Source organism: Lentzea kentuckyensis, from assembly GCF_002150765.1.
Classification (GTDB): domain Bacteria; phylum Actinomycetota; class Actinomycetes; order Mycobacteriales; family Pseudonocardiaceae; genus Lentzea; species Lentzea kentuckyensis.
In genome coordinates, this window is sequence record NZ_MUYM01000005.1 from 124,285 (window position 1) to 146,655 (window position 22,371).

General features: G+C 68.1%; 17 protein-coding genes. 10 read left to right on the plus strand and 7 right to left on the minus strand.

The window, feature by feature from the left end; all coding sequences use genetic code 11:
- Positions 1-19: 19 nt before the first annotated feature.
- The gene (locus tag B0F77_RS04110; protein WP_143466553.1) at positions 20-415 is read right to left on the minus strand and encodes a hypothetical protein; all 396 of its coding nucleotides are present in this window, start codon (positions 413-415) and stop codon (positions 20-22) included.
- Positions 416-550: 135 nt separating this feature from the next.
- Between B0F77_RS04110 and B0F77_RS04115 the strand changes: the two genes are divergently transcribed.
- Positions 551-1,258 carry a thermonuclease family protein gene (locus B0F77_RS04115; RefSeq protein ID WP_143466554.1) on the plus strand — a complete coding sequence of 236 codons (708 nt, stop codon included), beginning with the start codon at positions 551-553 and terminating at the stop codon, positions 1,256-1,258.
- 103 nt (positions 1,259-1,361) lie between these two features.
- Here the strand turns inward: B0F77_RS04115 and B0F77_RS04120 are convergent, their stop codons facing one another.
- The 6 genes from B0F77_RS04120 to pdhA form a co-directional block, all read right to left on the minus strand.
- Positions 1,362-1,688: a hypothetical protein gene (locus B0F77_RS04120; protein WP_086661402.1), complete on the minus strand. Its 327-nt coding sequence runs from the start codon at positions 1,686-1,688 to the stop codon at positions 1,362-1,364.
- A 72-nt stretch (positions 1,689-1,760) separates the two neighbouring features.
- Entirely contained in the window at positions 1,761-2,681 is a 921-nt protein-coding gene (locus B0F77_RS04125; protein WP_086661403.1) for a helix-turn-helix domain-containing protein, read from the minus strand.
- Between the two features lie 44 nt (positions 2,682-2,725).
- Entirely contained in the window at positions 2,726-4,204 is a 1,479-nt protein-coding gene (locus B0F77_RS04130; protein ID WP_245847817.1) for a carboxylesterase/lipase family protein, read from the minus strand.
- A gap of 88 nt (positions 4,205-4,292) precedes the next feature.
- Positions 4,293-5,687 (minus strand): dihydrolipoamide acetyltransferase family protein, encoded by a 1,395-nt coding sequence (locus B0F77_RS04135; protein ID WP_086661405.1) that lies wholly within the window; start codon positions 5,685-5,687, stop codon positions 4,293-4,295.
- A 14-nt stretch (positions 5,688-5,701) separates the two neighbouring features.
- Positions 5,702-6,727, minus strand: coding sequence for an alpha-ketoacid dehydrogenase subunit beta (locus tag B0F77_RS04140; RefSeq protein ID WP_086661406.1), 1,026 nt, complete (start codon positions 6,725-6,727; stop codon positions 5,702-5,704).
- Positions 6,727-7,923 carry a pyruvate dehydrogenase (acetyl-transferring) E1 component subunit alpha gene (gene pdhA, locus B0F77_RS04145; protein ID WP_086661407.1) on the minus strand — a complete coding sequence of 399 codons (1,197 nt, stop codon included), beginning with the start codon at positions 7,921-7,923 and terminating at the stop codon, positions 6,727-6,729. The genes B0F77_RS04140 and pdhA overlap by 1 nt, the downstream gene beginning before the upstream one ends.
- A gap of 355 nt (positions 7,924-8,278) precedes the next feature.
- Between pdhA and B0F77_RS04150 the strand changes: the two genes are divergently transcribed.
- The 9 genes from B0F77_RS04150 (at position 8,279) to B0F77_RS04190 (ending at position 22,138) form a co-directional block, all read left to right on the plus strand.
- A complete protein-coding gene (locus B0F77_RS04150; protein ID WP_086661408.1) occupies positions 8,279-9,697 on the plus strand; it encodes a M20/M25/M40 family metallo-hydrolase in 1,419 nt (472 codons plus the stop codon).
- Between the two features lie 142 nt (positions 9,698-9,839).
- Entirely contained in the window at positions 9,840-11,498 is a 1,659-nt protein-coding gene (locus B0F77_RS04155; RefSeq protein WP_211293651.1) for an ATP-binding protein, read from the plus strand.
- Positions 11,499-11,564: 66 nt separating this feature from the next.
- Positions 11,565-14,219: an MGH1-like glycoside hydrolase domain-containing protein gene (locus B0F77_RS04160; protein WP_086661410.1), complete on the plus strand. Its 2,655-nt coding sequence runs from the start codon at positions 11,565-11,567 to the stop codon at positions 14,217-14,219.
- A gap of 241 nt (positions 14,220-14,460) precedes the next feature.
- Positions 14,461-15,273, plus strand: a complete 813-nt coding sequence (locus tag B0F77_RS04165; RefSeq protein WP_086661411.1) for a basic amino acid ABC transporter substrate-binding protein — start codon at positions 14,461-14,463, stop codon at positions 15,271-15,273.
- Between the two features lie 76 nt (positions 15,274-15,349).
- The gene (locus B0F77_RS04170) at positions 15,350-16,147 is read left to right on the plus strand and encodes an amino acid ABC transporter permease (protein ID WP_086661412.1); all 798 of its coding nucleotides are present in this window, start codon (positions 15,350-15,352) and stop codon (positions 16,145-16,147) included.
- Positions 16,144-16,911, plus strand: coding sequence for an amino acid ABC transporter ATP-binding protein (locus tag B0F77_RS04175; protein ID WP_086661413.1), 768 nt, complete (start codon positions 16,144-16,146; stop codon positions 16,909-16,911). Before B0F77_RS04170 ends, B0F77_RS04175 begins: the two co-directional genes overlap by 4 nt.
- A 4-nt stretch (positions 16,912-16,915) precedes the next feature.
- Positions 16,916-19,024 carry a hypothetical protein gene (locus B0F77_RS04180; RefSeq protein WP_086661414.1) on the plus strand — a complete coding sequence of 703 codons (2,109 nt, stop codon included), beginning with the start codon at positions 16,916-16,918 and terminating at the stop codon, positions 19,022-19,024.
- A 53-nt stretch (positions 19,025-19,077) separates the two neighbouring features.
- The gene (locus B0F77_RS04185) at positions 19,078-21,255 is read left to right on the plus strand and encodes an NEW3 domain-containing protein (RefSeq protein WP_086661415.1); all 2,178 of its coding nucleotides are present in this window, start codon (positions 19,078-19,080) and stop codon (positions 21,253-21,255) included.
- Entirely contained in the window at positions 21,248-22,138 is an 891-nt protein-coding gene (locus B0F77_RS04190; protein ID WP_086661416.1) for an ROK family protein, read from the plus strand. Before B0F77_RS04185 ends, B0F77_RS04190 begins: the two co-directional genes overlap by 8 nt.
- Positions 22,139-22,371: the final 233 nt, after the last annotated feature.

Sequence of the window (22,371 nt, forward strand, 5' to 3'; positions counted from 1 at the left end):
GCGCCCCGGCCCGGTTCGTTCAGCAGGACGAGCCGCTGCGCCCGGTCAGGGATTCCTCGGTCGTCTGCAGGGTGGCCTCGGCCGCCGTGCACTTGTCGTTCAGCGCCTTGCTGAACGTCCACACGTCGCGCTGGCCCCGTGCGCCCTGCGTCGGCGGGGTGAACGAGCCGCCGCCCACGAGGCGGATCGACGCTCGGTACAGGTTCGCGCCTTGCAGGCGGACGTGGCCGTACTTGCCGCCACAGCCTTCGAACTGAGTGATGGTGGCCATGGTCGTGGCTCCGCGCTTCACGTGGCCGGTCGAGCCGATCTGCACCGCGCTCGGGCAGTTCGGCGGGGTCGGTTCTGCTGCTTGCGCTGTTCCCCCAAGGAGCAGGGCAACGCCGGTCGTGACGATTCCCAATTTGATCAGCACGGACGTGAACGTAGATCGCGTTGGTTAGCCGACGGTAAATCCGCGACCGCGTGGAGTAACGCCGGGTCCCGCTGCTCCGATCAGCCCTGTAGATCGGCGTTAGGGGGAATCGTGATGCTCCCGAATGTGTTCGTGATGGCTGCCGCGGTCCTGACCGGTGCCGCGAGCAGTGCCTACGTCGTGACGGTCTTGGATCGCCCGCATCCGGTTGCGGTCAGCCAGGTTGTGCGTGTGGTCGACGCGGAGACGGTCGAGGTGCGCGAGGGTGATCGCGTCGCGCACATCAGGCTCGTGAACGTTGCCGCGCCCGCGGCGGGCGAGTGTCTGCACGAGGAATCCACGAAGCGGCTCAAGGAGCTGCTACCGGAGGGCACGACAGTCACTGTGGTCAAAGAAGGGCAGTTGGCCGCGCTGTCCACACAGGACGGAAAGCTGGTCAACGCCGAGCTGATCGCGGAAGGGCTGGCGGTGCCGACGGTCAACGGGACGCGCTTCCTCGGTCAGGCCAAGGCGGCGAACGCGGAGGCGGCCCAGAAGCTGAAGGGGCTGCATTCGCCGGATGTGCCGTGCACGTTGCCTGGTCAGGTCAAGGCGATCACCGAGGCCGCGGCCGTGGTCGAGGCGCAACCGTTGCGGGCCAGCAAGACCGAGTTGACGGTGGCGGCGGACACGGCCAAGACCGCGATCGGGCTGGTGGATCAGCTGGCCAAGCCCGGCGGGCTGACGTGGGACGCGGTGGCGCCGGTGGACCAGACGGTGTTGCTGGCGAAGGTCACCAAGGCGGTGCCGACGTTGTACCGCAAGGAGGCCGAGCTGCGGAACGTCGTGAAGGGCTTGAAGTGATGGCCCGCCGTACCCCTGCGCCGGCGGGCCGGACTCACCGTCTCGTTTTGCGGTTATGGAACGGTAAACGTCCAGGTTGGACATATCTTCCCGGACCATGAAGCTAGAGCGGGAGCGTCAGAACCGCGCCCACGCGCTTGAGCTCGCGGCGGTGCACGGCCAGCAGCACGACGTCGGAAGCGCGGCGGAAGTGCAGCACCACGAAGTTCGGCTGCGGCGGATCCTGGTCGACGATCAGCTCGACCCTGCCCTCGTCGTCGCTGAAGACGATCCGCTCGGCCCAGACGATCTTCGTCGGACCGAAGAACAGCTCGCCCTCCTGCCATTCGCCGTCCAGGAAGACGTCGCCGTCGCCACGTGAGTTGTCGTCCCCGCCGGGCGCGAAGGCCTCCGCGAGCACGCCCCCGAGCACCTCGAACAGACCGGACATCGTGATCCCCCTTCGTTGCCACAGGAACGAGCTGGGCGCCCAGCTGGTTCCCGCAGTTCACTTCGGAGTGATCTAGCCGAACGGCTGACCGGCCTCGCGCAGCCAGGTGCGCTCCGCCGAGTGGTCCGGCATCGCGGGCCAGCCGTTGACCTTCGCGATCAGGACCCAGTACCGCTCGGCACGCGGGTCCGCGAAGTCGGAGAACGAACGCAGCCGCTCGACGAGCTGGTCGTCGTTCGGCAGGTTCATCGCCTCGGCCCACTTGGCGTTCACGCGCGCCACGACCTCGCGAGCGGCGTCCGACCCCGGCGCGATGCCGGCGTCGAGGGCCTCACGGGCCTGCGCGATCGCGAAGTTGAACGCCTCCATCTGGTCGTTGGACCGCGGGCCCATGTCCTCGCCGTTGCGGCGGAACTCCTCGTGCTGCTGGGACATCCGCTTGATCGACGAGCGGAAGTCCGGGTCCTGCACGAGCTTCGCGAGCTCGACCCACGCCTCCAGCTGCTCGGTCGTCGGGTCGTCCGGCAGTTCGATCCGCACGGACCGCATGTGCTGCTCGAACTGGGGATCCAGCTCGTACGGCCCGAACACATCCTCGAAGAAGTCGTCGAGGATGCGCTGGCGCTCCTCGTCGGACATCCGCGCCAACTCGTTCATCAGTTCCATCTCCCCTCCCTTGGCGACGGCGCGCAGGACGGCACGGCGCAGCCGCAACGTCTTCATCTGCGCGTCGATCGCATCCGCATGGGCGCGCGCCACGTCGGTCACCGTCACCTCGCGGGCGAGCACCCGTCCGGCGGTCGGCAGATCCACACCCAGATCTCGCAGGGTGCGGACGAGTTTGAGCTTGGCGACCGCCTCACCGTCGTACGTCCGGTAGCCGCCGACCGTTCTCGCGGTGGGCGGGATGAGGCCCTGGTCGGAGTAGAACCGGATCGTTCGGACGGTGAGGCCGGTCATCCTGGCCAGCTCGCCGATCTGGTAGCGCGTCACGGGGACAACTCTGAACCCTCCAGTGACTGGAGAGTCAAACCCGATTAACCGATCGAGTGCCAGAACGAGCAGTTGTGCCTGGTCAGAGCGTTGATCTGGCCGACGTTCCCCAGCGAGTACTCCTGGACGTTGCCCGCCGAGTACCGCGCCCAGCCAGGCTTGCCGGTACGCGCGAACGTCGTCCAGTCGCGGATCATCGTCGCCGCCAGCTTCTGCTGAGCCGGGTCGAGGTCGAACGTGGGGATGTCGAAGAAGTAGGCGAGCTCGAACGAGTGCGCGGCGCCGGCCGGGAAGCCCGCGGGGAAGAGGTCCTTGAACCACCCGACCGGCGCGGTGCGGTCGGCGAACTCGTAGCCGTACGTCGGCGTGTAGCGCGAGAGCAGCCGGTCGTCGGTGAGCTGGTTGCACGCCCACACGCCGTCAGTGAGCACCGCACCGTGAGCAAGACGTGCGGAGTCGCCCGCCGGGTACTCGGCCGCGATCTTGGTCGCCTTCTCCGGACCGTAGGCCTGGACCAGCAACCCGTTGTAGTCGAACGGTTCCGGCACGGTCGCGGACGTCAGCCTGCCTTCGTCACGGGTGTTGCCCCAGATCACCGGCACGCGGTTGAACCGGCCGGACTTCAGCGCGGCCACGGGGTGCAGCGGCAGCACGCTGTTGCCGATCACGATCGGGGTCTCACCGCGGTCGATCGCGGTGAAAGCCGTGGGAGGCAACGAACGCAGGCACGCGATGTCCGAGCAGCCGAGCTGAGCCGAGATGGCCGCGGCCTCGGAAGCGGCCGCCGACTTCGTGATCCAGGGAGAGCCGGCCGGCTTGCCGTGGATCACGCCGTTGGCACCCCACGTCGTGGAACAGCCGCCGCTCTGTGCGATGGCCTTCTGGAACAGCCCACGCGACCGCGGCGACGTCAGCTGTGCACACACGTCGAACGCACCGCCGGACTCACCGAAAACCGTGACGTTGCGCGGATCTCCGCCGAACGCGGCGGCGTTGCGCTGCACCCACTTCAGCGCGGCCTGCTGGTCCTCGATGCCGTACGCACCCGAGTCCGGCAGGTCCGGATGCCCGAAGAAGCCGAACCAGCCGAGCCGGAAGTTGAGCGTGACGACCACGACGTCGCCCTGCACGGCCAGGCGCCGCGGGTTGAACCCGTCGGCGGACAGGTAACTGTTGCCACCGCCGTGGAGGTAGACCATCACCGGCTTGCGGCCGTGGGTGGAAGGCGTGGTGACGTTGAGGTACAGGCAGTCCTCGTTGCTGCTCGGCGAACCGGCGCCCGCGGACTGGGCACAGACAGGGCCGGGCTTGGTGGCGTCACGAGGCGTCGTCCACGGCGTGACCGGCTGCGGCGAACGCCACCGCAGCTCGCCCACGGGCGGTGCCGCGTACGGAATCCCCTGGTAGAGCTGCCGGTCAGCGAGAACGGTGCCGCGCACCTGGCCGGCATCGGTCCGCACCAGGCCGGGTTCGGACGCCTGTGCCACCCCGATCGGGCTCGCCAGCAGAGCTGCGGCGATCAACAGAGAAAGTCGCTTGTTCATGCACAGGCGTCGAACGAAGGGCCCGCGGATGGACATCCGCGGGCCCTTCACATACCAAGCCGCAAAATCAGTAGGTCATCGCGAAGCCGGGGTCGGCCAGCAGCGCGCCGACGTCGGCCAGGAACTGCGAGCCCTGCTGGCCGTCGACCACGCGGTGGTCGAACGACAGCGCGAGCTGGCAGATCTTGCGAATCTTGATCTCGCCGTCGACCACCCACGGCATGTCGCGGATCGCGCCCAGCGCGAGGATCGCGGACTCGCCGGGGTTGAGGATCGGCGTGCCGGTGTCGACGCCGAAGACGCCGACGTTGGTGATCGTGATCGTGCCGTTCATCATGTCGGCCGGTGCGGTCTTGCCGTCCCTGGCGACGGTGGCGAGCTCGTCCAGCGCGACCGCGAGTTCCTTCAACGACATGCGGTCGGCGTCGCGGACCTTCGGCACCACCAGGCCGCGCGGCGTGGCGGCCGCGATGCCCAGGTGGACGTAGTCCTTGTAAACGATCTCGTTCGCCGCGGCGTCCCACGTCGCGTTGACGTCCGGCGTCCGGCGCGCGGCGAGGATGACCGCCTTGGCGCAGAACGCGAGCGGCGTCAGCTTCACGCCGTGGAACTCACGGTGGCTCTTCAGTCGCGCGCGCAGTTCCATCATCGGCGTCACGTCGACCGTGAGGAACTCGGTGACGTGCGGTGCCGTGAACGCGCTGTCCACCATCGCCTGCGCGGTCGCCTTGCGGACGCCCTTGATCGGCACCCGGCGTTCGCGCGAGCCGTTGTCCACAAAGGACAACGCGGAAGGAGCAGCAGGAGCGGCGGGAGCGGAGACGGCGCTTTCGACGTCCTCGCGGGTGATCACGCCGTCAGGGCCGGAGCCCGTGAGCGCGTAGAGGTCGACACCGAGGTCCTTGGCCAGCTTGCGGACCGGCGGCTTGGCCAGCGGCACATAGCCACCGGAAGCCTGGACCGGAGCCGGAGCAGCGACGGGCGCCGCAACCGGAGCGGGAGCTGGAGCGGGCGGAGCCACGACGGCGGCAGGTGCGGCGGGTGCGGCGGCCGGAGCGTCCTTGCGGGCACGACGCTTGGCCGCACCGGACTTCGGGCCGTACCCGACGAGCGTCGCGATGCGCCCGCCCGGCATCTCCTCGCCGATCTTGCCGGACGAGGTGCCGTTGGACTCGGCCGCGGCCGGAGCCGGCGCGACGGGTGCGGCGGCGCCACCGGGGTCGGTGTCGATCGTGATGATCGGGACACCAACCTCGACGGTCTGGCCGGGCTCCGCGAGCAGCTCGGTCACGACGCCGGCCCACGGGCACGGCAGCTCGACGGCCGCTTTGGCCGTCTCGATCTCGACGATGATCTGGTTGACCGTGACGGTGTCACCCGGCTTGACGTGCCAGGTGAGGATATCGGCCTCGGTCAGCCCCTCTGCCGTGTCGGGCAGGGGGAATTGCTTGTACTGCGGCATTTCCGTTGTTCCCCTTACCAGGCGAGAGAGCGGTCGACGGCGTGCAGCACCCGGTCGAGGTCGGGGAGGAACTCCTCCTCGAGCTTCGACGGCGGGTACGGGGTGTCGAAACCGGTCACCCGCAGCACCGGCGCCTGCAAGGAGTAGAAGCACTCCTGCTGGACCTTGGCTGCAATCTCGCTGGCGATCGAGGACTCGGACGGCGCCTCGGACACGACGACCAGCCGGCCGGTGCGGCGCACCGACTCGAACACCGGCGCCAGGTCGAGCGGCGACAGCGTGCGCAGGTCGATGACCTCCAGCGACGTGCCGTCCTCAGCGGCCGCGTTGGCGGCATCGAGAGAGGTGCGGACCATCGGGCCGTAGGCGACCAACGTGGCGTCCGTGCCCGAACGCAGAACGCGCGACTCGAACAGCTTGCCGGGCTGGGTCGTGGTGTCGACCTCGCCCTTCTCGTAGTAACGGCGCTTGGGCTCGAAGAACAGCACCGGGTCGTCGCAGTCGATCGCCTGCTGGATCATCCAGTACGCGTCGGCCGGGTTCGAGCACGAGACGACCTTGAGGCCGGCGGTGTGCGCGAAGTACGACTCCGGCGACTCCGAGTGGTGCTCGACGGCACCGATGCCGCCACCGAACGGCACGCGGATCACGATGGGCATCTTGATCTTGCCCTGCGTGCGGTAGTGCAGCTTCGCGACCTGCGACACGATCTGGTCGAAGCCCGGGAAGATGAAGCCGTCGAACTGGATCTCGCACACCGGGCGGTAGCCGCGGATCGCGAGGCCCACGGCGGTGCCGATGATGCCGGACTCCGCGAGCGGCGTGTCGAGCACGCGCTGCTCACCGAAGTCCTTCTGCAGACCGTCGGTGATTCGGAAGACGCCACCGAGCTTGCCGATGTCCTCGCCCATCATGATGACCTTGGGGTTGGCCTCCATGGCCGCCCGCAGACCCATGTTGAGCGCCTTGGAGATCGTGAGCGTCTGCACCGGGGTCGCCGGAGCAGCAGCGGTCGAACGATCCATCGTCGGAGCAGCCATCAGTGCTCACCTCCAGCAAAACCCGAGACGTAGTCGAGGAACTCATCGCGCTGCGCTTCGAGGTTGGGGTTCCCCTCGGCGTAGACGTTGCTGAAGATCCGTTCCGCTGGCGGGTCTGGCATGTTCGTGCAGAACTCCCGCAGCTCCTCGCCCAGCTTGTCGGCGTCGGCCTCGACGCTCTCGAAGAACTCGCTGTCGGCCCACTGCTGGCGGACCAGGTAGACCTTGACCCGCTCGATCGGGTCCTTGAGCTTCCACATCTCCAACTCGTCCGACAGCCGGTAGCGGGTCGGGTCGTCGGAGGTGGTGTGCGCGTCCATCCGGTAGGTGAACGCCTCGATCAGGATCGGGCCGTTGCCGTGGCGGCACTCGTCCAGCGCCCACTTCGTCACGGCGAGCGTCGCGAGGACGTCGTTGCCGTCGACCCGGATGCCGGGGAAGCCGTAGCCGCGGGCGCGCTGGTACAGCGGCAGCCGTGACTGGCGCTCGGTGGGCTCGGAGATGGCCCACTGGTTGTTCTGGCAGAAGAAGACGAGCGGCGCGTCGTAGACAGCCGCCCACACGAAGCCCTCGTGCACGTCGCCCTGGGAGGTCGCGCCGTCGCCGAAGAAGCACATGGTGGCTTCTCCCTCGTCGTCGCCGACCTTGCCGTCGAACTTCTGGCCCATCGCGTACCCGGCCGCGTTGAGGACCTGGTTGCCGATGACGATCGTGTACGGGTGGAAGCGCTTCTCGACCGGGTCCCACGTGCCCTGGTCGGTGCCGCGGAAGATGCCGAGCAGCTCCGTCGGGTTGATCCCGCGGGTCCACGCGATGCCGTGCTCGCGGTAGCTCGGGAAGGCCATGTCGGTCTCACGCATCGCGCGGCCGGCGCCGATCTGCGCCGCCTCCTGGCCGAGCAGCGGCACCCAGATGCCGAGCTGGCCCTTGCGCTGCAACGCGTTCGCCTCGCGGTCGACGCGGCGGATCAGGACCATGTCGCGGTACAGGCCGCGCAGCTCCTCCGGCGTGATGTCGATGTCGAAGTCGGGGTGCGTGACCCGCTCACCCTCGGGGGTGAGGAGCTGCACCAGGTCGGCGCCGCCCTCGTCAGTCGCTCGCAAGCCTGCGATCACCTGTTCCGCTGTCGGTTTTGCGGCAGTGGCGGCCGGCGCTGCGTCCGGCTCAGGGTGCGTCCATTGCTCAGGGGACGACATGCGCCTTCTCCTCTGTCTTCTCCGACCGCCTGATCGCTCGTGACGATCTCGTGCGGCGACGTCGGCGGTCGCCGCCAACCCTGTGGGGCCGGAGGCAGCCGTCGACGGTGACGGTGGCTTACGACCACATCCTGACACGGCCTCACCCGTGTTGGTGAGACCCGTCCCACTTCGTAACACACGAGTCAACGTTCTGATCAGCGACAACAGTCGGAGGTTCGACCTTTTGTCCTCCGACTACGCCGTCCGATTACCGGACACGACTGTCCCGGTTACCGATCGTTAACTTCTGAGCAGGCCTCCTGGTAAGAGGCTAAGGACGCGAGCAGAGGCGGAGTCGTGACAGGATCGAGAGGTGGACCGCTCCGTTGTGACCAGCACCGTCCGGACGCTTTGGGACGAGAACATCGTCCCGAGCTTGTCTCAGCTCGTCGCCGTGCCGGCGATCTCGCCCGCGTTCGATCCCGACTGGGCCGAACACGGCGAACTGGCCGCCGCGATCGAGCACGTGCGCGCCTGGATCACCTCGCGGAACATCCCGGGTGTGACGCTCGAAGTCGTCCAACTGGCGGGACGCACGCCACTTCTCGTGGTCGACGTCCCCGCGTTCGGTAACTCCGGCGACGACACGGTGTTGCTCTACGGACACCTGGACAAGCAGCCACCGGTGGGCGGTTGGGGCGAAGGGCTCGGTCCGTGGACCCCGGTGCTGCGTGACGGACGTCTCTACGGCCGTGGCGCGGCCGATGACGGTTACTCCGGATATGCCGCAATCGCCGCGATCGAGGCCGTGCGCGTGGCGGGCGGCTCGCACTCCCGGTGCGTCGTGCTGCTGGAGACCGGCGAGGAGTCCGGCTCCCCCGACCTGCCGGCGTACTTGGAGCACCTGTCTTCGCGTTTGGGCCGCGTGTCGCTGGTCGTCTGCCTGGACTCGGGCGGCTCGGACTACGAGCGCATGTGGCTGACCACGTCGCTGCGCGGGTTGGTGCAGGTCACGATGACCGTGCGGGTGCTGGAGGGCGGCCTGCACTCGGGCATGGCGTCCGGCATGGTGCCGTCGTCGTTCCGCATCGCGCGCGTGCTGCTGGACCGGTTGGAAGACTCGCTGACGGGCGAGATCCTCGTGCCGGAGATGCACGTCGAGATCCCCGCGCACCGGCTGGCCGAGGTCCGCGAGGCCGTCGAGGCAGCGCCGGGTGCGCTGTGGGGTCCGGTGCCGCGGGTCGGCGACCTGCAGCCGATGTCCTCCGACGAGGTCGAGCAGGCGTTGGGCACCGGGTGGCGGCCGACCCTGTCCGTCACCGGCGCCGACGGGCTGCCCCTGCCGGACGACGCCGGCAACGTGTTGCGGCCGTTCACCTCGCTCGTCCTGTCGTTCCGGTTGCCGCCGACGGCTTCCTCGGCGGCCGCTCTGGAGGCGGTCAAGGAGAAGCTGACGACCGACGTGCCCTACGGCGCGACCGTGGAGCTTTCGCGCGTCGAGTCCGCTGACGGGTGGAACGCGCCGGAGCTGGCGCCGTGGCTGTCCGCGACGCTGGACGACGCCGGCAAGGAGGTCTTCGGGTCGCCGTGGCGGACGGTGTCGCTCGGTGGGTCGATCCCGTTCATGGGGCTGCTGCACGAGGCCTACCCGGAGGCGCAGTTCCTGGTCACGGGTGCGGTCGGGCCGGACTCGAACTGCCACGTGCCGGACGAGTGGCTGCACATCTCGCACGCGACTCGGGTCACCGAGGCGGTTGCTTTGGTGCTGGAGGCGCAGTCCAGGCAGGGGTGATCACCTAAAGTTACTCTCAACTACTCTCAAGCGCAGCTCTCAAGTACTCTCAAGGTGCTTCAGAGCCTGTTTGAGAGCGGGTCGCATGGACACGTCCAACCTCACGTCTTTGATCGACCGACTTCGGAAGGTCGGTGGGGAGGTGAGCGATGTCGAAGTGAAGTCGGCGCAGGGCGGGCTGCCGAAGAGCGTGATCGAGACGCTGTCCGCCTTCGCCAACACCAACGGCGGCTTGCTCCTGCTCGGACTGGACGAGCAGAGCGGATTCACCCCCGTGGCGCTCAACGATCCGGCCAAGCTGCGCACCGATCTCGCTTCAGCCGCAAGCAGCTGCCTGGTGCCACCACTTCGCATCGCCACCGACGTCATCGAGGTGGAGGGCCACGCGCTCGTGGTCGCCGAGGTCGATCCGCTCACCTCAGACCAACGTCCCTGCTACGTCGAAAGCCGGGGCATCGCGAACGGGTCGTACGTACGAGTAGGCGACGGTGACCGGCGGATGACCCAGGCAGAGATCGGGTTGGCTATCGCCAATCGCGGACAACCGCGTTATGACCTCGACCCTGTGCCTGAGTCCGACCGCGCCGACCTGGATCGAGCGGCACTCGCGCGCACCCTCGAGCGGGTACGTCAGACCTCCAGAGCGTTCCGGGACGTGGACGAGGAAATCGCGTTGGAGAGGTTGCACGTCCTGGTACGCGACGAGCACAGCAACCTGGTCCCGTCGTTGGCCGGGCTGCTCACGTTCGGCGTGTATCCCCAGCAGCACTTCCCGCAGCTCACCATGTCGGTCGTCGTGTACAGCGGAGACGAGACAGGACCGAGGTTCGTGGACAACCCGGTGATCCGCGGCGCTGTGCCTGAGCTCATCGCGGAGACCATGGCGGTGCTGCGTCGCCACATGCGGGTGCGCAGCTACGTCAGCGGGGCAGGTCGGCATGAGCGGCTGGACTATCCGCTCGAAGCCGTGCGAGAGGCTGTCGTGAACGCGGTGCTCCACCGGGACTACAGCCCGGTGACCCGAGGAACCCAGGTGCAGGTCGAGCTACACCCCGATCGTCTGCTCGTGCGGAGTCCAGGAGGCTTGTTCGGTCCGGTGGTGCTCGAAGATCTCGGCACGGAGGGCGTGACGTCGTCGCGCAACTCGTTCCTCGCCGCCATGCTGTCCGACACCTACCTACCGGGGAGTGATCGGCTGGTTGCCGAGAACAAGGCCTCCGGTATCCCCGCGATGATCAAGGAACTCCGAGTATCCGGCATGACCCGGCCGTTGTTCGGCAACTTCGCCAGCCGCTTCGAGGTCGAGTTCAACAGGTCGGAGTTGCTCGATCCGGCCACGCGCCGGTGGCTGAACGAGCTGCGTCGGCCGGGGCTCGGACATGTGCACGAACTGGCTCTCGCCACGATGTTCCACGGCCAGTCGATCGGCAACGCGACGCTGCGAGAGTTCGGCGCAAGTCCGGCCACCGCCACCGCCGTCCTCAAAGATCTGGTCACCATGGGGCTGGCGGTCCGAACCGGAGGACGAAGGTACGCCGCCTACTCGCTCAACACGACGGCCAAGGCCGCCACCGAACAGCCCTCGCTGTTCCCCGAGGTGGAGGAGCTGGCCTCCGCAGATCTCGTGGCGGAAGCGCTGCGGGAGTTCACCGCTGCCAGTTCGAAACAACTGGTCGAAGCGACCGGGTATTCGCGCCCCACCGTTCTCGCCCGGTTGGACGAACTGATCAAGGAAGGGCTGGTCAAGGCGGAAGGTTCGCCCAGAAGCCCCAAACGCAGGTACCTGTGGACCGGTATTTAGTGAGGAACAACTCAGACCTGACCTGGGCGCAACCAGGCATGTGATCCGGTGTCCCACACTGGACGGATGGGCGAACAAGCGGAACGGGCGCGTCTCGCGGAGTCGGAGAACCCGACTTCGCCGTGGCGGCTGTGGGGGCCGTACCTCTCCGGTCGCCAGTGGGGCACCGTTCGCGAGGACTACTCGCCCGAGGGTGACGCGTGGGCGTCCTTCCCGTTCGACCACGCCCGAGCGCGCGCGTACAGATGGGGCGAGGACGGCATCGCCGGCATCTGCGATGTGCACGGGTTCATGAACTTCGCCGTCGCGCTGTGGAACGGCAACGACCCGATCCTCAAGGAGCGGTACTTCGGCCTCACCAACGACGAGGGCAACCACGGTGAAGACGTCAAGGAGCACTGGTGGGTGACCGACGGGACGCCCACCCACTCCTGGATGCAGGTCGTCTACCGCTATCCACAACGCGAATTCCCCTACGACCAGCTGCGGGAGATGGCGCGCAACGCCGGCCGGGAGAACCGCGAGCCCGAGCTGAGCGACACCGGGGTGCTCGACGAGAACCGGTTCTTCGACGTCCAGGTCACCTACGCCAAGGCCGACACGGACGACATCTGCATCGAGATCACGGCGACCAACCACGGGCCTGAGGACGCGCCACTGCACCTGCTGCCGCAGCTGTGGTTTCGCAACACTTGGGCGTGGGGCCGGGACCAACGGCCGTGTCAGCTCGTTGCCAGCACCACGAGCGGACGCAAGGTCACGGCGGATCACGGCAACCTCGGCCGGTACACGCTGCACCTGGACGACTCGCCGTCGATGCTGATGACGGACAACGAGACCAACGAGATGTCGCTCTTCGGGGCCGAGCGCAACCCGTCGCCCTGGACCAAGGACGGCATCTGCGACTACGTGGTGCGCGGGTCCACGTCGACCTGTCAGGTGGTCGGGCCGGACGACGCCGGCGCGGCGGGCACGAAGTTCGCGGCCTGGTACTCGTTCGACCCGGTGGAGCCGGGCGAGACGGTGACCATCCGGCTCAGACTCGTCGGCGGCGACGGGCACGTGGACCCGTTCGGGCCGAGCTTCGCGGACACGATGAGCGCGAGGAAGCTCGAGGCCGACGAGTTCCACGACGCCATCGCGCCGAACACCACTCCCGAGCAGAAGCACGTGCTGCGGCGGGCGCTCGCCGGGTTGATGTGGACCAAGCAGCACTACCGGTTCCGGACGCGCGACTGGCTCGACGGCGACCCGACCAAGCCCGAGGCGCCTTCGTCCCGAAGAACGCCCGAGGCGCGCAACGTGCACTGGCGGCACCTCGACGTGGCCGACGTGATCTCCATGCCGGACGAGTGGGAGTACCCGTGGTTCGCGGCGTGGGACCTCGCCTTCCACACCATCCCGTTCACGCTCGTCGACCCGGCGTTCGCGAAGGAGCAGCTGCTGCTGTTCTGCCGTGAGTGGATGATGCATCCCAACGGCCAGATTCCCGCCTACGAGTGGGAGTTCGGCGACGTCAACCCGCCCGTGCACGCGTGGGCGGCGTTGCAAGTCTACCGCGCGGACGGCAGCAGGGACCGGCAGTTCCTCGCGAAGGTCTTCCACAAGCTGTTGCTGAACTTCTCGTGGTGGGTCAACCGCAAGGACGCGGACGGCAGCTACCTGTTCGAGGGCGGGTTCCTCGGCATGGACAACATCGGGCCGATCAACAGGTCCGAGCCGATGCTGGGCGAGTGGCGGCTGGAGCAGTCGGACGCGACGTCCTGGATGGCCGCCTACAGCCTGCACCTCATGCAGATGGCGCTGGAGCTGGCGCGCGACGACGAGTCCTATGAGGACGTTGCGACGAAGTTCGTGGAGCACTTCCTGTCGATCGCGGAGGCGTTCACGCACTTCGGGTCGCACGGCGGTGGCATCTGGCACGACGAGGACGGCTTTTGCTACGACCGGGTCTCACGCCGCCGCCCGGACGGCAACGTCGAGTCGGAGCCCGTGCGGGTTCGGTCGATGGTCGGCCTCATCCCGTTGCTGGCGAGTGCTGTTCTCGAACCGTGGGTGCTCAACGAGCTGCAGGGGTTCACCAGCCGGTTGGAGCACCTGCTCAAGCGCCGGCCGGAACTGCGGCAGTTCATCACGTTCCACTACGAGCGCGGCGCGTTCGTGTCGTTGCTGGACGAGCACAAGCTCAAGCGCGTGCTGCACCGGATGCTCGACGAGCACGAGTTCCTTTCGCCGCACGGCATCCGCTCGCTGAGCGCCGCCCACCGCGAGGGCCTGGAGGTCAACGTCGCGGGCCAGGACCACCGGATGGGGTACGAGCCCGGCGAGTCGCACACGCCGATGTTCGGCGGCAACTCCAACTGGCGCGGCCCGATCTGGCTGCCCACCAACGCGCTCCTGGTCGAGGCGCTCCGCACGGTGTGCGCGTTCCACGACGGCATGTTCCAGGTCGAGATGCCCACGCACTCTGGCCGCTGGGTCACCGCCGGCCAGGTCGCCGACGAGCTGTCCGACCGGCTCATCGGGCTGTTCCTGCCCGATCACGACGGGCGCCGGCCTTCCGACGGCAAGCGGATCGAGGCCTCGGAGTCACCGCTTTGGCGCAGCCACGTCACGTTCAGCGAGTACTTCGACGGCGACACGGGCGAGGGGCTCGGCGCAACCCACCAGACCGGCTGGACCGCCCTGGTGGCGGGTCTGCTGACCGAACGCATGCGCTGAGCAGCACCGTCGTGATCAAATCCTGATCAAGGACACGCTCGCAGATGGTTATCATTCGAGTGCAATACGTGAAGACGTTGTGTGATCTTGGCTATTTCGCGCAATATTTTGCGGCTCACCACGGCATTTGACGCAAAGTTGTTGCAAGGCAGTGGCCTGTAACACGCACGTGCTGTCCACCACGTCACCCGAGTGGCAGGATCCCGTTCACTCGTCCGCGACAGTTACGAGGAGTGACGCAGTGGCTCGTCGAACCAGGCAGTTGATGGCCATGATCCCGGTGGTGGGGCTGGCCGTGATGGCAGCTTCGGGCTGCGCGACTCCGGTGAACCAGGGTTCGGGCGGCTCCGACGTCCCGCTGGTCCAGAGCGGGAAGCTCGTCACCTGCACCCACCTGTCCTACAAGCCCTTCCAGTACAGCGAGGGCGACAAGACCGTCGGCTTCGACGTCGACCTGGTCGACCTGATCGCCAAGGACCTGGGTGTCACCCAGCAGATCTTCGACACCCCGTTCGAGACGATCACGTCGGGCACGTCGTTCAACGCGAACCAGTGCGACCTGGCCGCGGCGGGCATGACGATCACCGACGAGCGCAAGCAGGCGATCGACTTCTCCGACCCGTACTTCGACGCCGAGCAGGCGCTGCTGGTCAAGAAGGGCTCCGGCCTCAAGTCCCTCGCGGACCTCAAGGGCAAGAAGCTCGGCGTTCAGCAGGACACCACGGGTGAGAAGTACGCGAACGACAACGCGGCCGCCAACGGCTACACCGTCGTCCAGTTCGAGGACCTCCCGCTGTCCGAGACCGCCGTCCGCACCGGCGCCGTCGACGCGGTGATCAACGACAACGGCGTGCTCTACGACTACGTCAAGGAGTTCCCGGACACCGAGGTCACCACGGAGTTCCCCACCAACGAGAAGTACGGCATCGGCGTCAAGAAGGGCAACACCGCCCTGCTGACGAAGATCAACGACGTGCTGAAGAAGGCCAAGTCGGACGGCACGTACGACAAGATCTACGAGAAGTGGTTCGGCAAGAAGCCGACGTCCAAGTAGTCGCTTCTCCGGGGCCGGTGCAAGCACGTCGCGCCGGCCCCGCCGCTTGTCCGAACCACTTTCGCTAGGAGCCGCAATGGCTATGTCCAAGCGCAAGCGCGCGGAGTACATCCGCTACGCGCAGTACGGCATCTTGATCGTCGTGGTCGTCCTGGTCGCCGTCCTGGCCGACTGGGGTCAGATCCAGCGCGCGTTCTTCAACGTGAACATCGCGAAGTCGATGTTCCCCAACGTCATCACCGTGGCGTTGAAGAACACCATCATCTACACCGCGCTCGGCTTCGGGTTCGGCCTCGCACTGGGCCTCGTGCTCGCGCTGATGAAGCTGTCGACCGTCGGTCCGTACCGGTGGATCGCGACCGCCTACATCGAGTTCTTCCGCGGCGTACCCGCGCTGCTGGTCTTCATCGGCATCTACTACGGCGTGCCGATCGCGTTCCAGGTCCAGTTCCCGCCGCTGACCACGGTCATGCTGGCACTGGGTGGTGTCGGTGCTGCCTACATGGCGGAGACGATCCGCGCCGGTATCCAGGCGGTGCCGAAGGGCCAGGTCGAGGCCGCTCGCTCGCTCGGCATGTCGCAGGGCCGCGCCATGATCACGGTCGTGATCCCGCAGGCGTTCCGGATCATCCTGCCGCCGCTGACCAACGAGCTGATCCTGCTGACCAAGGACTCCTCGCTCATCTACATCCTCGGCCTGTTCCGCGAGCAGTACGAGCTCACGAAGTTCGGCCGCGAGACGCTGAGCCGCAGCCCGTCGCTGACGCCGATCCTCATCGCGGGCCTCTGTTACCTGATCATCACGCTGCCGCTCGGTTACCTGTCGCGGTACCTGGAGAAGCGCACGGGCGGGAAGAAGGTGTCCGTCGTATGAGCGAGATCTGCGTCGAGATCACCGGGCTGAAGAAGTCGTTCGGCTCGCTGGAAGTTCTCAAGAACATCGACCTGACCGTCAACCGCGGAGACGTCGTCTGCATCATCGGGCCGTCCGGCTCGGGCAAGTCGACGTTGCTCCGGTGCGTGAACCTGCTCGAGGAGCCGAACGGCGGCAAGATCGCCGTCAACGGCACCGAGCTGACCGACCCCGACGTCGACATCGACCGGGCCCGGACGAAGATCGGCATGGTCTTCCAGGGCTTCAACCTGTTCTCCCATCTCACCGTGTTGAACAACCTGATGGTCGCGCAGCGCAAGGTGCTCAAGCGCTCGGAGAACGAGGCCCGCGAGGTCGCGCTGCGCAACCTCGACCGCGTTGGTCTGCGGGACAAGGTCGCCTCGATGCCGGCGCAGCTCTCTGGCGGGCAGCAGCAGCGTGCGGCGATCGCCCGCGCGCTGTCGATGGACCCCGAGGTGATGCTGTTCGACGAGCCGACCTCGGCGCTCGACCCGGAGCTCGTGGGCGACGTGCTGGGCGTCATGCGCCAGCTCGCCGACGAGGGCATGACCATGCTGGTCGTGACACACGAGATGCAGTTCGCCCGCGAGGTCGCCGACAAGGTGATCTTCATGGACGGCGGCTACATCGTCGAGGAGGGACCGGCGGCCGACGTGATCGGCAATCCGCAGGAGGAACGCACCCAGTCGTTCCTGGCCCGCGTGCTCGACCCGACGCACCACGGTCCGAAGGACCCGGAGTAGCCAGGTGGCCAGGGGGAAGGTCGCCGCGGCGCACCTGCTGCGGGGCCTGATGGGGGAGAACGACAGCTCAGGTGGAGGCGGGTGGAGGATGCCTCGGCGCAAGCCGAGCACCCCGCCCGTCATCCGCGTGGTGGACCGGGTGGTCACCGATGTGCTCGACCTGCGCGCGCTCGAGGTGCCGTACGTGCTGGAGTTCGAACGCTGCCAGTTCGAGGCGGCGCCGGACCTGCGGCAGGCGAACCTCGCCGGCGTCTCGTTCAGCGACTGCGATCTGCCCGGTCTCGAAGCGCGCAATCTCAGCAGCAGCAACGACGTCTCGTTGCTCGGCTGCCGCGTCTCCGGGCTGACCGACCTGACCGACGCCGAGATCGCGGGCTCGGTCCTGTTGCGGGACAGCAGTTTCAGCCTGCCCGGTGGCCTGTGCCTGCACGGCGATCGGCTGACGGTCGCGGGCGCGCTGCTCGGGTTCGGCATCCACACCGAGGGCGAGGTGCGGCTCGCGGGCGCGCGCATCGGCGGCAACGTCAACCTCGGCAGCGCGACGCTGGAGAACCCCGACGGCTTCACGTTGAACGGCAACGGCATGCAGGTCGGCGGCAACTTCCTCGGCGCGTTCATCTCGCGCGGCGTGATTTTCCTGGCCAACGCGCGGATCAGCTCCGCATTGTCGCTGCGCGGCGCGATGCTTTCGCGCGGTGACGTGCTCGACGAGACCACCGACCCGCACGCCGACCCGTCCGTGACGCTGATCCTGGACCGCGCCGACGTCTCCGGCGATCTGGAGCTCGACCGCGGTTTCACCAGCGCGGGCACCGTCCGGGCCGTGAACACGCGCATCGGTGGCACGTTCTCGCTGGCAGACGCCGTTCTGGACGCCGTGTCACCACCCGCGGTCGGCACCGACCCGACCGGCTCGGGCCGCGCGCTGCACGTCGACGGCGCGGAGATCGGCGGTGACATCGTCGGTCGCGGTATGCGGATCAAGGGCCAGCTCCGCATGGTCGACACGCACGTGCGCGGCAGCATCACGATCGAACGGGCCATTGTGGACAATCCGGCTGCGGACGCCCTGCTGACCAACCGTTCGCAGATCGGCAGCAACTTCGTGGTGCGCGAGTGCGAGATCTCCGGCGGCCTGGAGCTGCGCGGCATCACCGTGGGCGCGAACCTCGACCTGCGCGGCAGCCGCCTGATCAAGCCGGGCAAGTACCGCCACCAGCCGCGCGAGAAGCCGTCGCTGGACATCGGCGGCGCGACGATCGGCCGTGACCTCATCTGCGCACGCGGCGACAAGGAGTTCGTCGCGCACGGCGGTGTGCGGTGCCGTCGCGCGACGATCGGCCGCATGGCGAACTTCAACGGCGCGGTGCTCGGTTACAAGCTCGACAGCCACGCGTTGAACGCCATGGGCATGCAGGTCCAGGAGCTCATGCTCAACGTCGTGTCGCCGCCCAAAGGCCTGGTGACGTTGCGGCAGGCGCGCTGCACGTCGTTGGACGACAACGAGAACTTCTGGAACGCCACCGGTTTCATCGACCTCGACGACTTCCGCTACGACTCGCTCGCCTACCCGATCGACCTGCGTGACGACGCCCAGGTCCAGCAACGGCTGCGCTGGCTGCGGCAGGCCATGCGGCGCAGCTACCACCCACGCCCGTACGACCAGTTCGCCGAGATGCTGAGCGCGGCGGGCAACGAGGAACACGCCTCGACCGTGCTGATCGAGAAGCAGAGGTTGCGCTACCGCGCGGTCGCCGAGGGCATGCGGTTCTTCGGGCCGTTGGTGCTGGTGTGGAGCTTCCTGCAGCGCTCGATGGTCGGCTACGGCTACCGCCCGGCGCGCGCATTGGGGTGGCTGATCGCGGCGTGGGTCGTGGGCAGCATCTGGTTCCAGATCAAGGGCCCGCTGGTGGTGATCAACGACGACGACCACCTGCCGTGGAACGCGTGGCTGTACACGATCGACCTGGTCGTGCCGATCGTCGACTTCGGCAACAAGAACCGCTGGCAGACACCGGGTGCGTCGCAGTGGATCGCGTCCGGCCTGATCGTGACGGGCTGGATCCTGGCGACGACCGTGGCCGCCGGTCTCACCCGGATGTTGAAGCGCTAGAACGCCACCATCGGGGTATTTCGCCCGGTGGTGAACGATGGTGCGATCGTTCAGTGATCGCCGCCGAGTCCACCGAACTCTTCGTCGGACCTCGGACCGCGCTGCTGCAGGTGGTGCGGCTGACCGTGCCCACCTCGGCGGGCCCGGTGCACGCGCACGTCTCCGGTCCCGGCCTGCACTCGCCGCGCCACGGCGGTTCGCTGGTCGCGGGCCCGTTCGGGTACGAGATCGGTGTCGACGTCTCCTCGCACTCGCCCGGTTCGGTGGTGCCCGCCCAGGCCGTCGTGCGGTCTGATTCTGGTGAGGAGACCTGCACGTTCTCGCTGGTGGTGGGCTCACCGGGGTGGACTGTGCACCTCGTCGGGCACGTGGCCGCCGACGCGCCGTTCGCCGCGCTGCGGGCCCATCTCGACCTGGCCCTGACCGATCCCGCCTACCGGTTCGCGGTCACCTCGGTGGAGTTGCTGCAGCCTTACTGGGACACGTTCCCGCAGCACCGCTCGCTGCTGTTGCGGCTGATCTCCGAGGGACGCGTGGAGGTCGTCGGCGACGAGTCCAATGTGGTCGGTGTGGCGCCGCTTCTCTGGTCGTTGCCCATCGGTTCGTCGCTAGCTGTCTCGTCGTTGGACGAGGCTGAGCGTGCGGTCTACTCGTCGTTCTTGGAGTTGCGTGGTGGAGCGCGCGCACCGCACGTGATGCTTCCGGTCGGATCCTCACGTTCCGCTCCGAACCCGTGGGTGACCGCGATCCACCACGACTGGAGCGCGCGCTACACGTGGCCACGCGTCGTCTGCTCGTTGCCGCGTGACTACTACGTGCGCGGTTCCGTGCCCGTGCCTCCCGCTCCTCTCGATGAATCGCCGGCTGCCGTGTTCGCCTCACATGCGGCCCGGTTGACGGGCGCTTCCTTCCCCGCCGCCGCTCTGGCCCGCGCCGCCGCGGCACATCCACGAGAAGCCTTCGACCTGCGCTCGGACATCGTGTCGCGGTCATTGGCGGCTTTGACGTCCACTGTGGACTCGTCGGTAGTGGTGTGGAACCCGCTGCGGTCGCTGTGCACCGACATCGTCTCCGTGCACCTGCCTTCGGTTCGGAACGTGCACGTGGAGTTCGAGGGCGAGGTGTTGCCGACGTTGGTGGACGGGTCGACCGTGACGTTCCTGGCGCGTGACGTGCCTTCTTGCGGTTGGCGCACCTACTCGTTGGTCGACGACAACATCGACCACGGCTGGAAACGCGGCTACGGCACGGAGATCGCGTCCACTCACTACGTCCTGTCGTACGACCCAATCGCTTCTTTGGTCGCCGTCGACGGCCCGGCGCTGCAGCCTCCCAAGCTGACCGGCCCGGTGACGGTCTGGCACAGCGAGGTCGGCGAGAAGATGGTCGGCTCCACGACGTTCGCGTTGTGGCACGAGGTCGGACATCTGGGTCCGTCCGAGCTGGTGGGCGTGCTCGGCACCCGCACGCCGTCGTCCGGCACCCTGCCTGCCGTGGCCGCCCGTCTGGCGCTGGCCGGGCCACCTCTCGGCCCCGTTTCGCCCACCGTCACCCCGGTGTTCGCGCGGTACTGGCTGCACGAGCCGGCGCCGTTGGGCGGCCTGCCCGCGAACGTGCACCTGGAAGTGCTGAGCCCGACCCGTCTGCGCGTGGTCGCGGTGTCCGACGGTCCGGCGTTCGAGGGCGTCGTCCGGTTGTCACTGCCCGACGGCTGGTCGGCGTCCTGGGACTCGCTGCCGGTGTCGCTGCCCGCCGGCGGTTACGTGTCGGCCGACGTGCATCTGACGCCGCCGCTCACGCCCGGCTGCTACCCGATCCGCGCGACCTTGCGGGGTCTGCCGTTCGAGGTCTACGACATCGCGCTGATGACCGTGCCCGAGTGGGACGCCGAAGACCCGGTCGAGGTGCTGTGGGTCGCCTCCACGCCGCCGGTTGTCGCGGTGACTCCCGGCTCGTCTGCTCGGCTGCGCGTGGTCATGGCGTCCGGTGCGCACGGCGACCTGCCGCTGCAGGCCCGCGTGCTCTCGCCCCGCGACTCGTGGGAGCTGGTGGGCCCGTTCTGCGTGAGCGGTGTTCTCCCTGCTCAGGGCCGCGCGGCACTCGACTTCACGGTTTCCGCGCCTGCCTGGTCTCCCGTCGGGTCGTGGTCGGCGGTCGTGCGGGTGACGGCGGGCCCGCTGGTGCGGACCACCCCGGTGATCCGCCTGGTTACCATGGCGCACCGTGACTGATCTGGTGCTGGCACTGGACTTCGGCGGCACCAAGATCGCCGCTGCCCTCGTGGACCCGTCCGGCGCCGTGGTGCGCTCCTCGCGAGTGCCCACGCCTGCTGTTGATCCGTGGGACGCCGTCGTGTCGGTGGTGTCCGCGGTGGTCCAGGGCGACGCGGTCTCGGGCGTGGGCATCGCCTCCGCCGGCCCGGTCGACACCGTGCACGGCACCGTGTCGCCGATCAACGTGCCCTCGTGGGACGCCTTCCCGCTGCGCTCCGCCGTCTCGTCGTTGTTCCCCGGCGTGCCGGTCGAACTGGCCGGGGACGGCGTCTGCATGGCGCTGGGCGAACACTGGCGCGGCGCGGGCCAGGGCAGCAGGTTCATGGTCGGCTTGGTCGTGTCCACCGGTGTCGGCGGCGGGCTGGTGCTGGACGGGCGGGCGTTCGGCGGGCGCACGGGCAACGCCGGGCACATCGGCCACATCGTCGTGGAACCCGACGGCGACCCCTGCACGTGCGGCGGCCGCGGGTGTGTGGAGACCGTCGCGGGTGGCCCGCGGATGGTGGCCTGGGCACGGCGTGCCGGCTGGCAGGCGCCGGACCACGCCGACGCCGCCCTGCTGGCCGCCGCGGCGCTATCCGGCGAGGAGATCCCGCTGGAGGCCTTCGAACGCGCTGGGCAGGCGGTGGGCATGGCGATCGCCGGGGCCGCCGCGGTGTGCGACCTGGAGCTGGCGGTCATCGGCGGCGGGGTGGCGCAGGCCGGGGAGCTGCTGTTCGAGCCGGTGCGGCGGGCTTTGAAGACCTATGCCGGGTTGTCGTACCTGGCGGGGTTGGAGGTTCGGGCGGCGGAGCTGGGTGGCGAGGCCGGGCTGGTGGGGGCGGCGGCGCTGGTGCGCTGAGCACGCTGACGCAGGCGTCCCCTTCGGTTTCGGGTCCCCCGCGACCCAACGTACCGAGTAGGTCTGACAGTCCGGGCGGCCTGACAGTCCGAGTGGGTCCGGCATCCTGAGCAGGTCCAACAGGCTGAGTGGGTCCCTCAGTCCGGCAGTCCCTCAGTCCGGCAGGCCGGCAGTCCCTCAGTCCGGAGTCCCGCAGTCCGGCAGTCCCGCAGGCCGGCAGTCCCGCAGGCCGG

What these genes read in the sequence shown, in the direction of transcription:
- B0F77_RS04115 (WP_143466554.1), top strand. Translation starts at nt 551, where the DNA reads ATGGCTGCCGCGGTCCTGACCGGTGCCGCGAGCAGTGCCTACGTCGTG.
- B0F77_RS04120 (WP_086661402.1), bottom strand. Translation starts at nt 1,688, where the DNA reads ATGTCCGGTCTGTTCGAGGTGCTCGGGGGCGTGCTCGCGGAGGCCTTC.
- B0F77_RS04135 (WP_086661405.1), bottom strand. Translation starts at nt 5,687, where the DNA reads ATGCCGCAGTACAAGCAATTCCCCCTGCCCGACACGGCAGAGGGGCTG.
- B0F77_RS04140 (WP_086661406.1), bottom strand. Translation starts at nt 6,727, where the DNA reads ATGGCTGCTCCGACGATGGATCGTTCGACCGCTGCTGCTCCGGCGACC.
- pdhA (WP_086661407.1), bottom strand. Translation starts at nt 7,923, where the DNA reads ATGTCGTCCCCTGAGCAATGGACGCACCCTGAGCCGGACGCAGCGCCG.
- B0F77_RS04160 (WP_086661410.1), top strand. Translation starts at nt 11,565, where the DNA reads ATGGGCGAACAAGCGGAACGGGCGCGTCTCGCGGAGTCGGAGAACCCG.
- B0F77_RS04170 (WP_086661412.1), top strand. Translation starts at nt 15,350, where the DNA reads ATGGCTATGTCCAAGCGCAAGCGCGCGGAGTACATCCGCTACGCGCAG.
- B0F77_RS04175 (WP_086661413.1), top strand. Translation starts at nt 16,144, where the DNA reads ATGAGCGAGATCTGCGTCGAGATCACCGGGCTGAAGAAGTCGTTCGGC.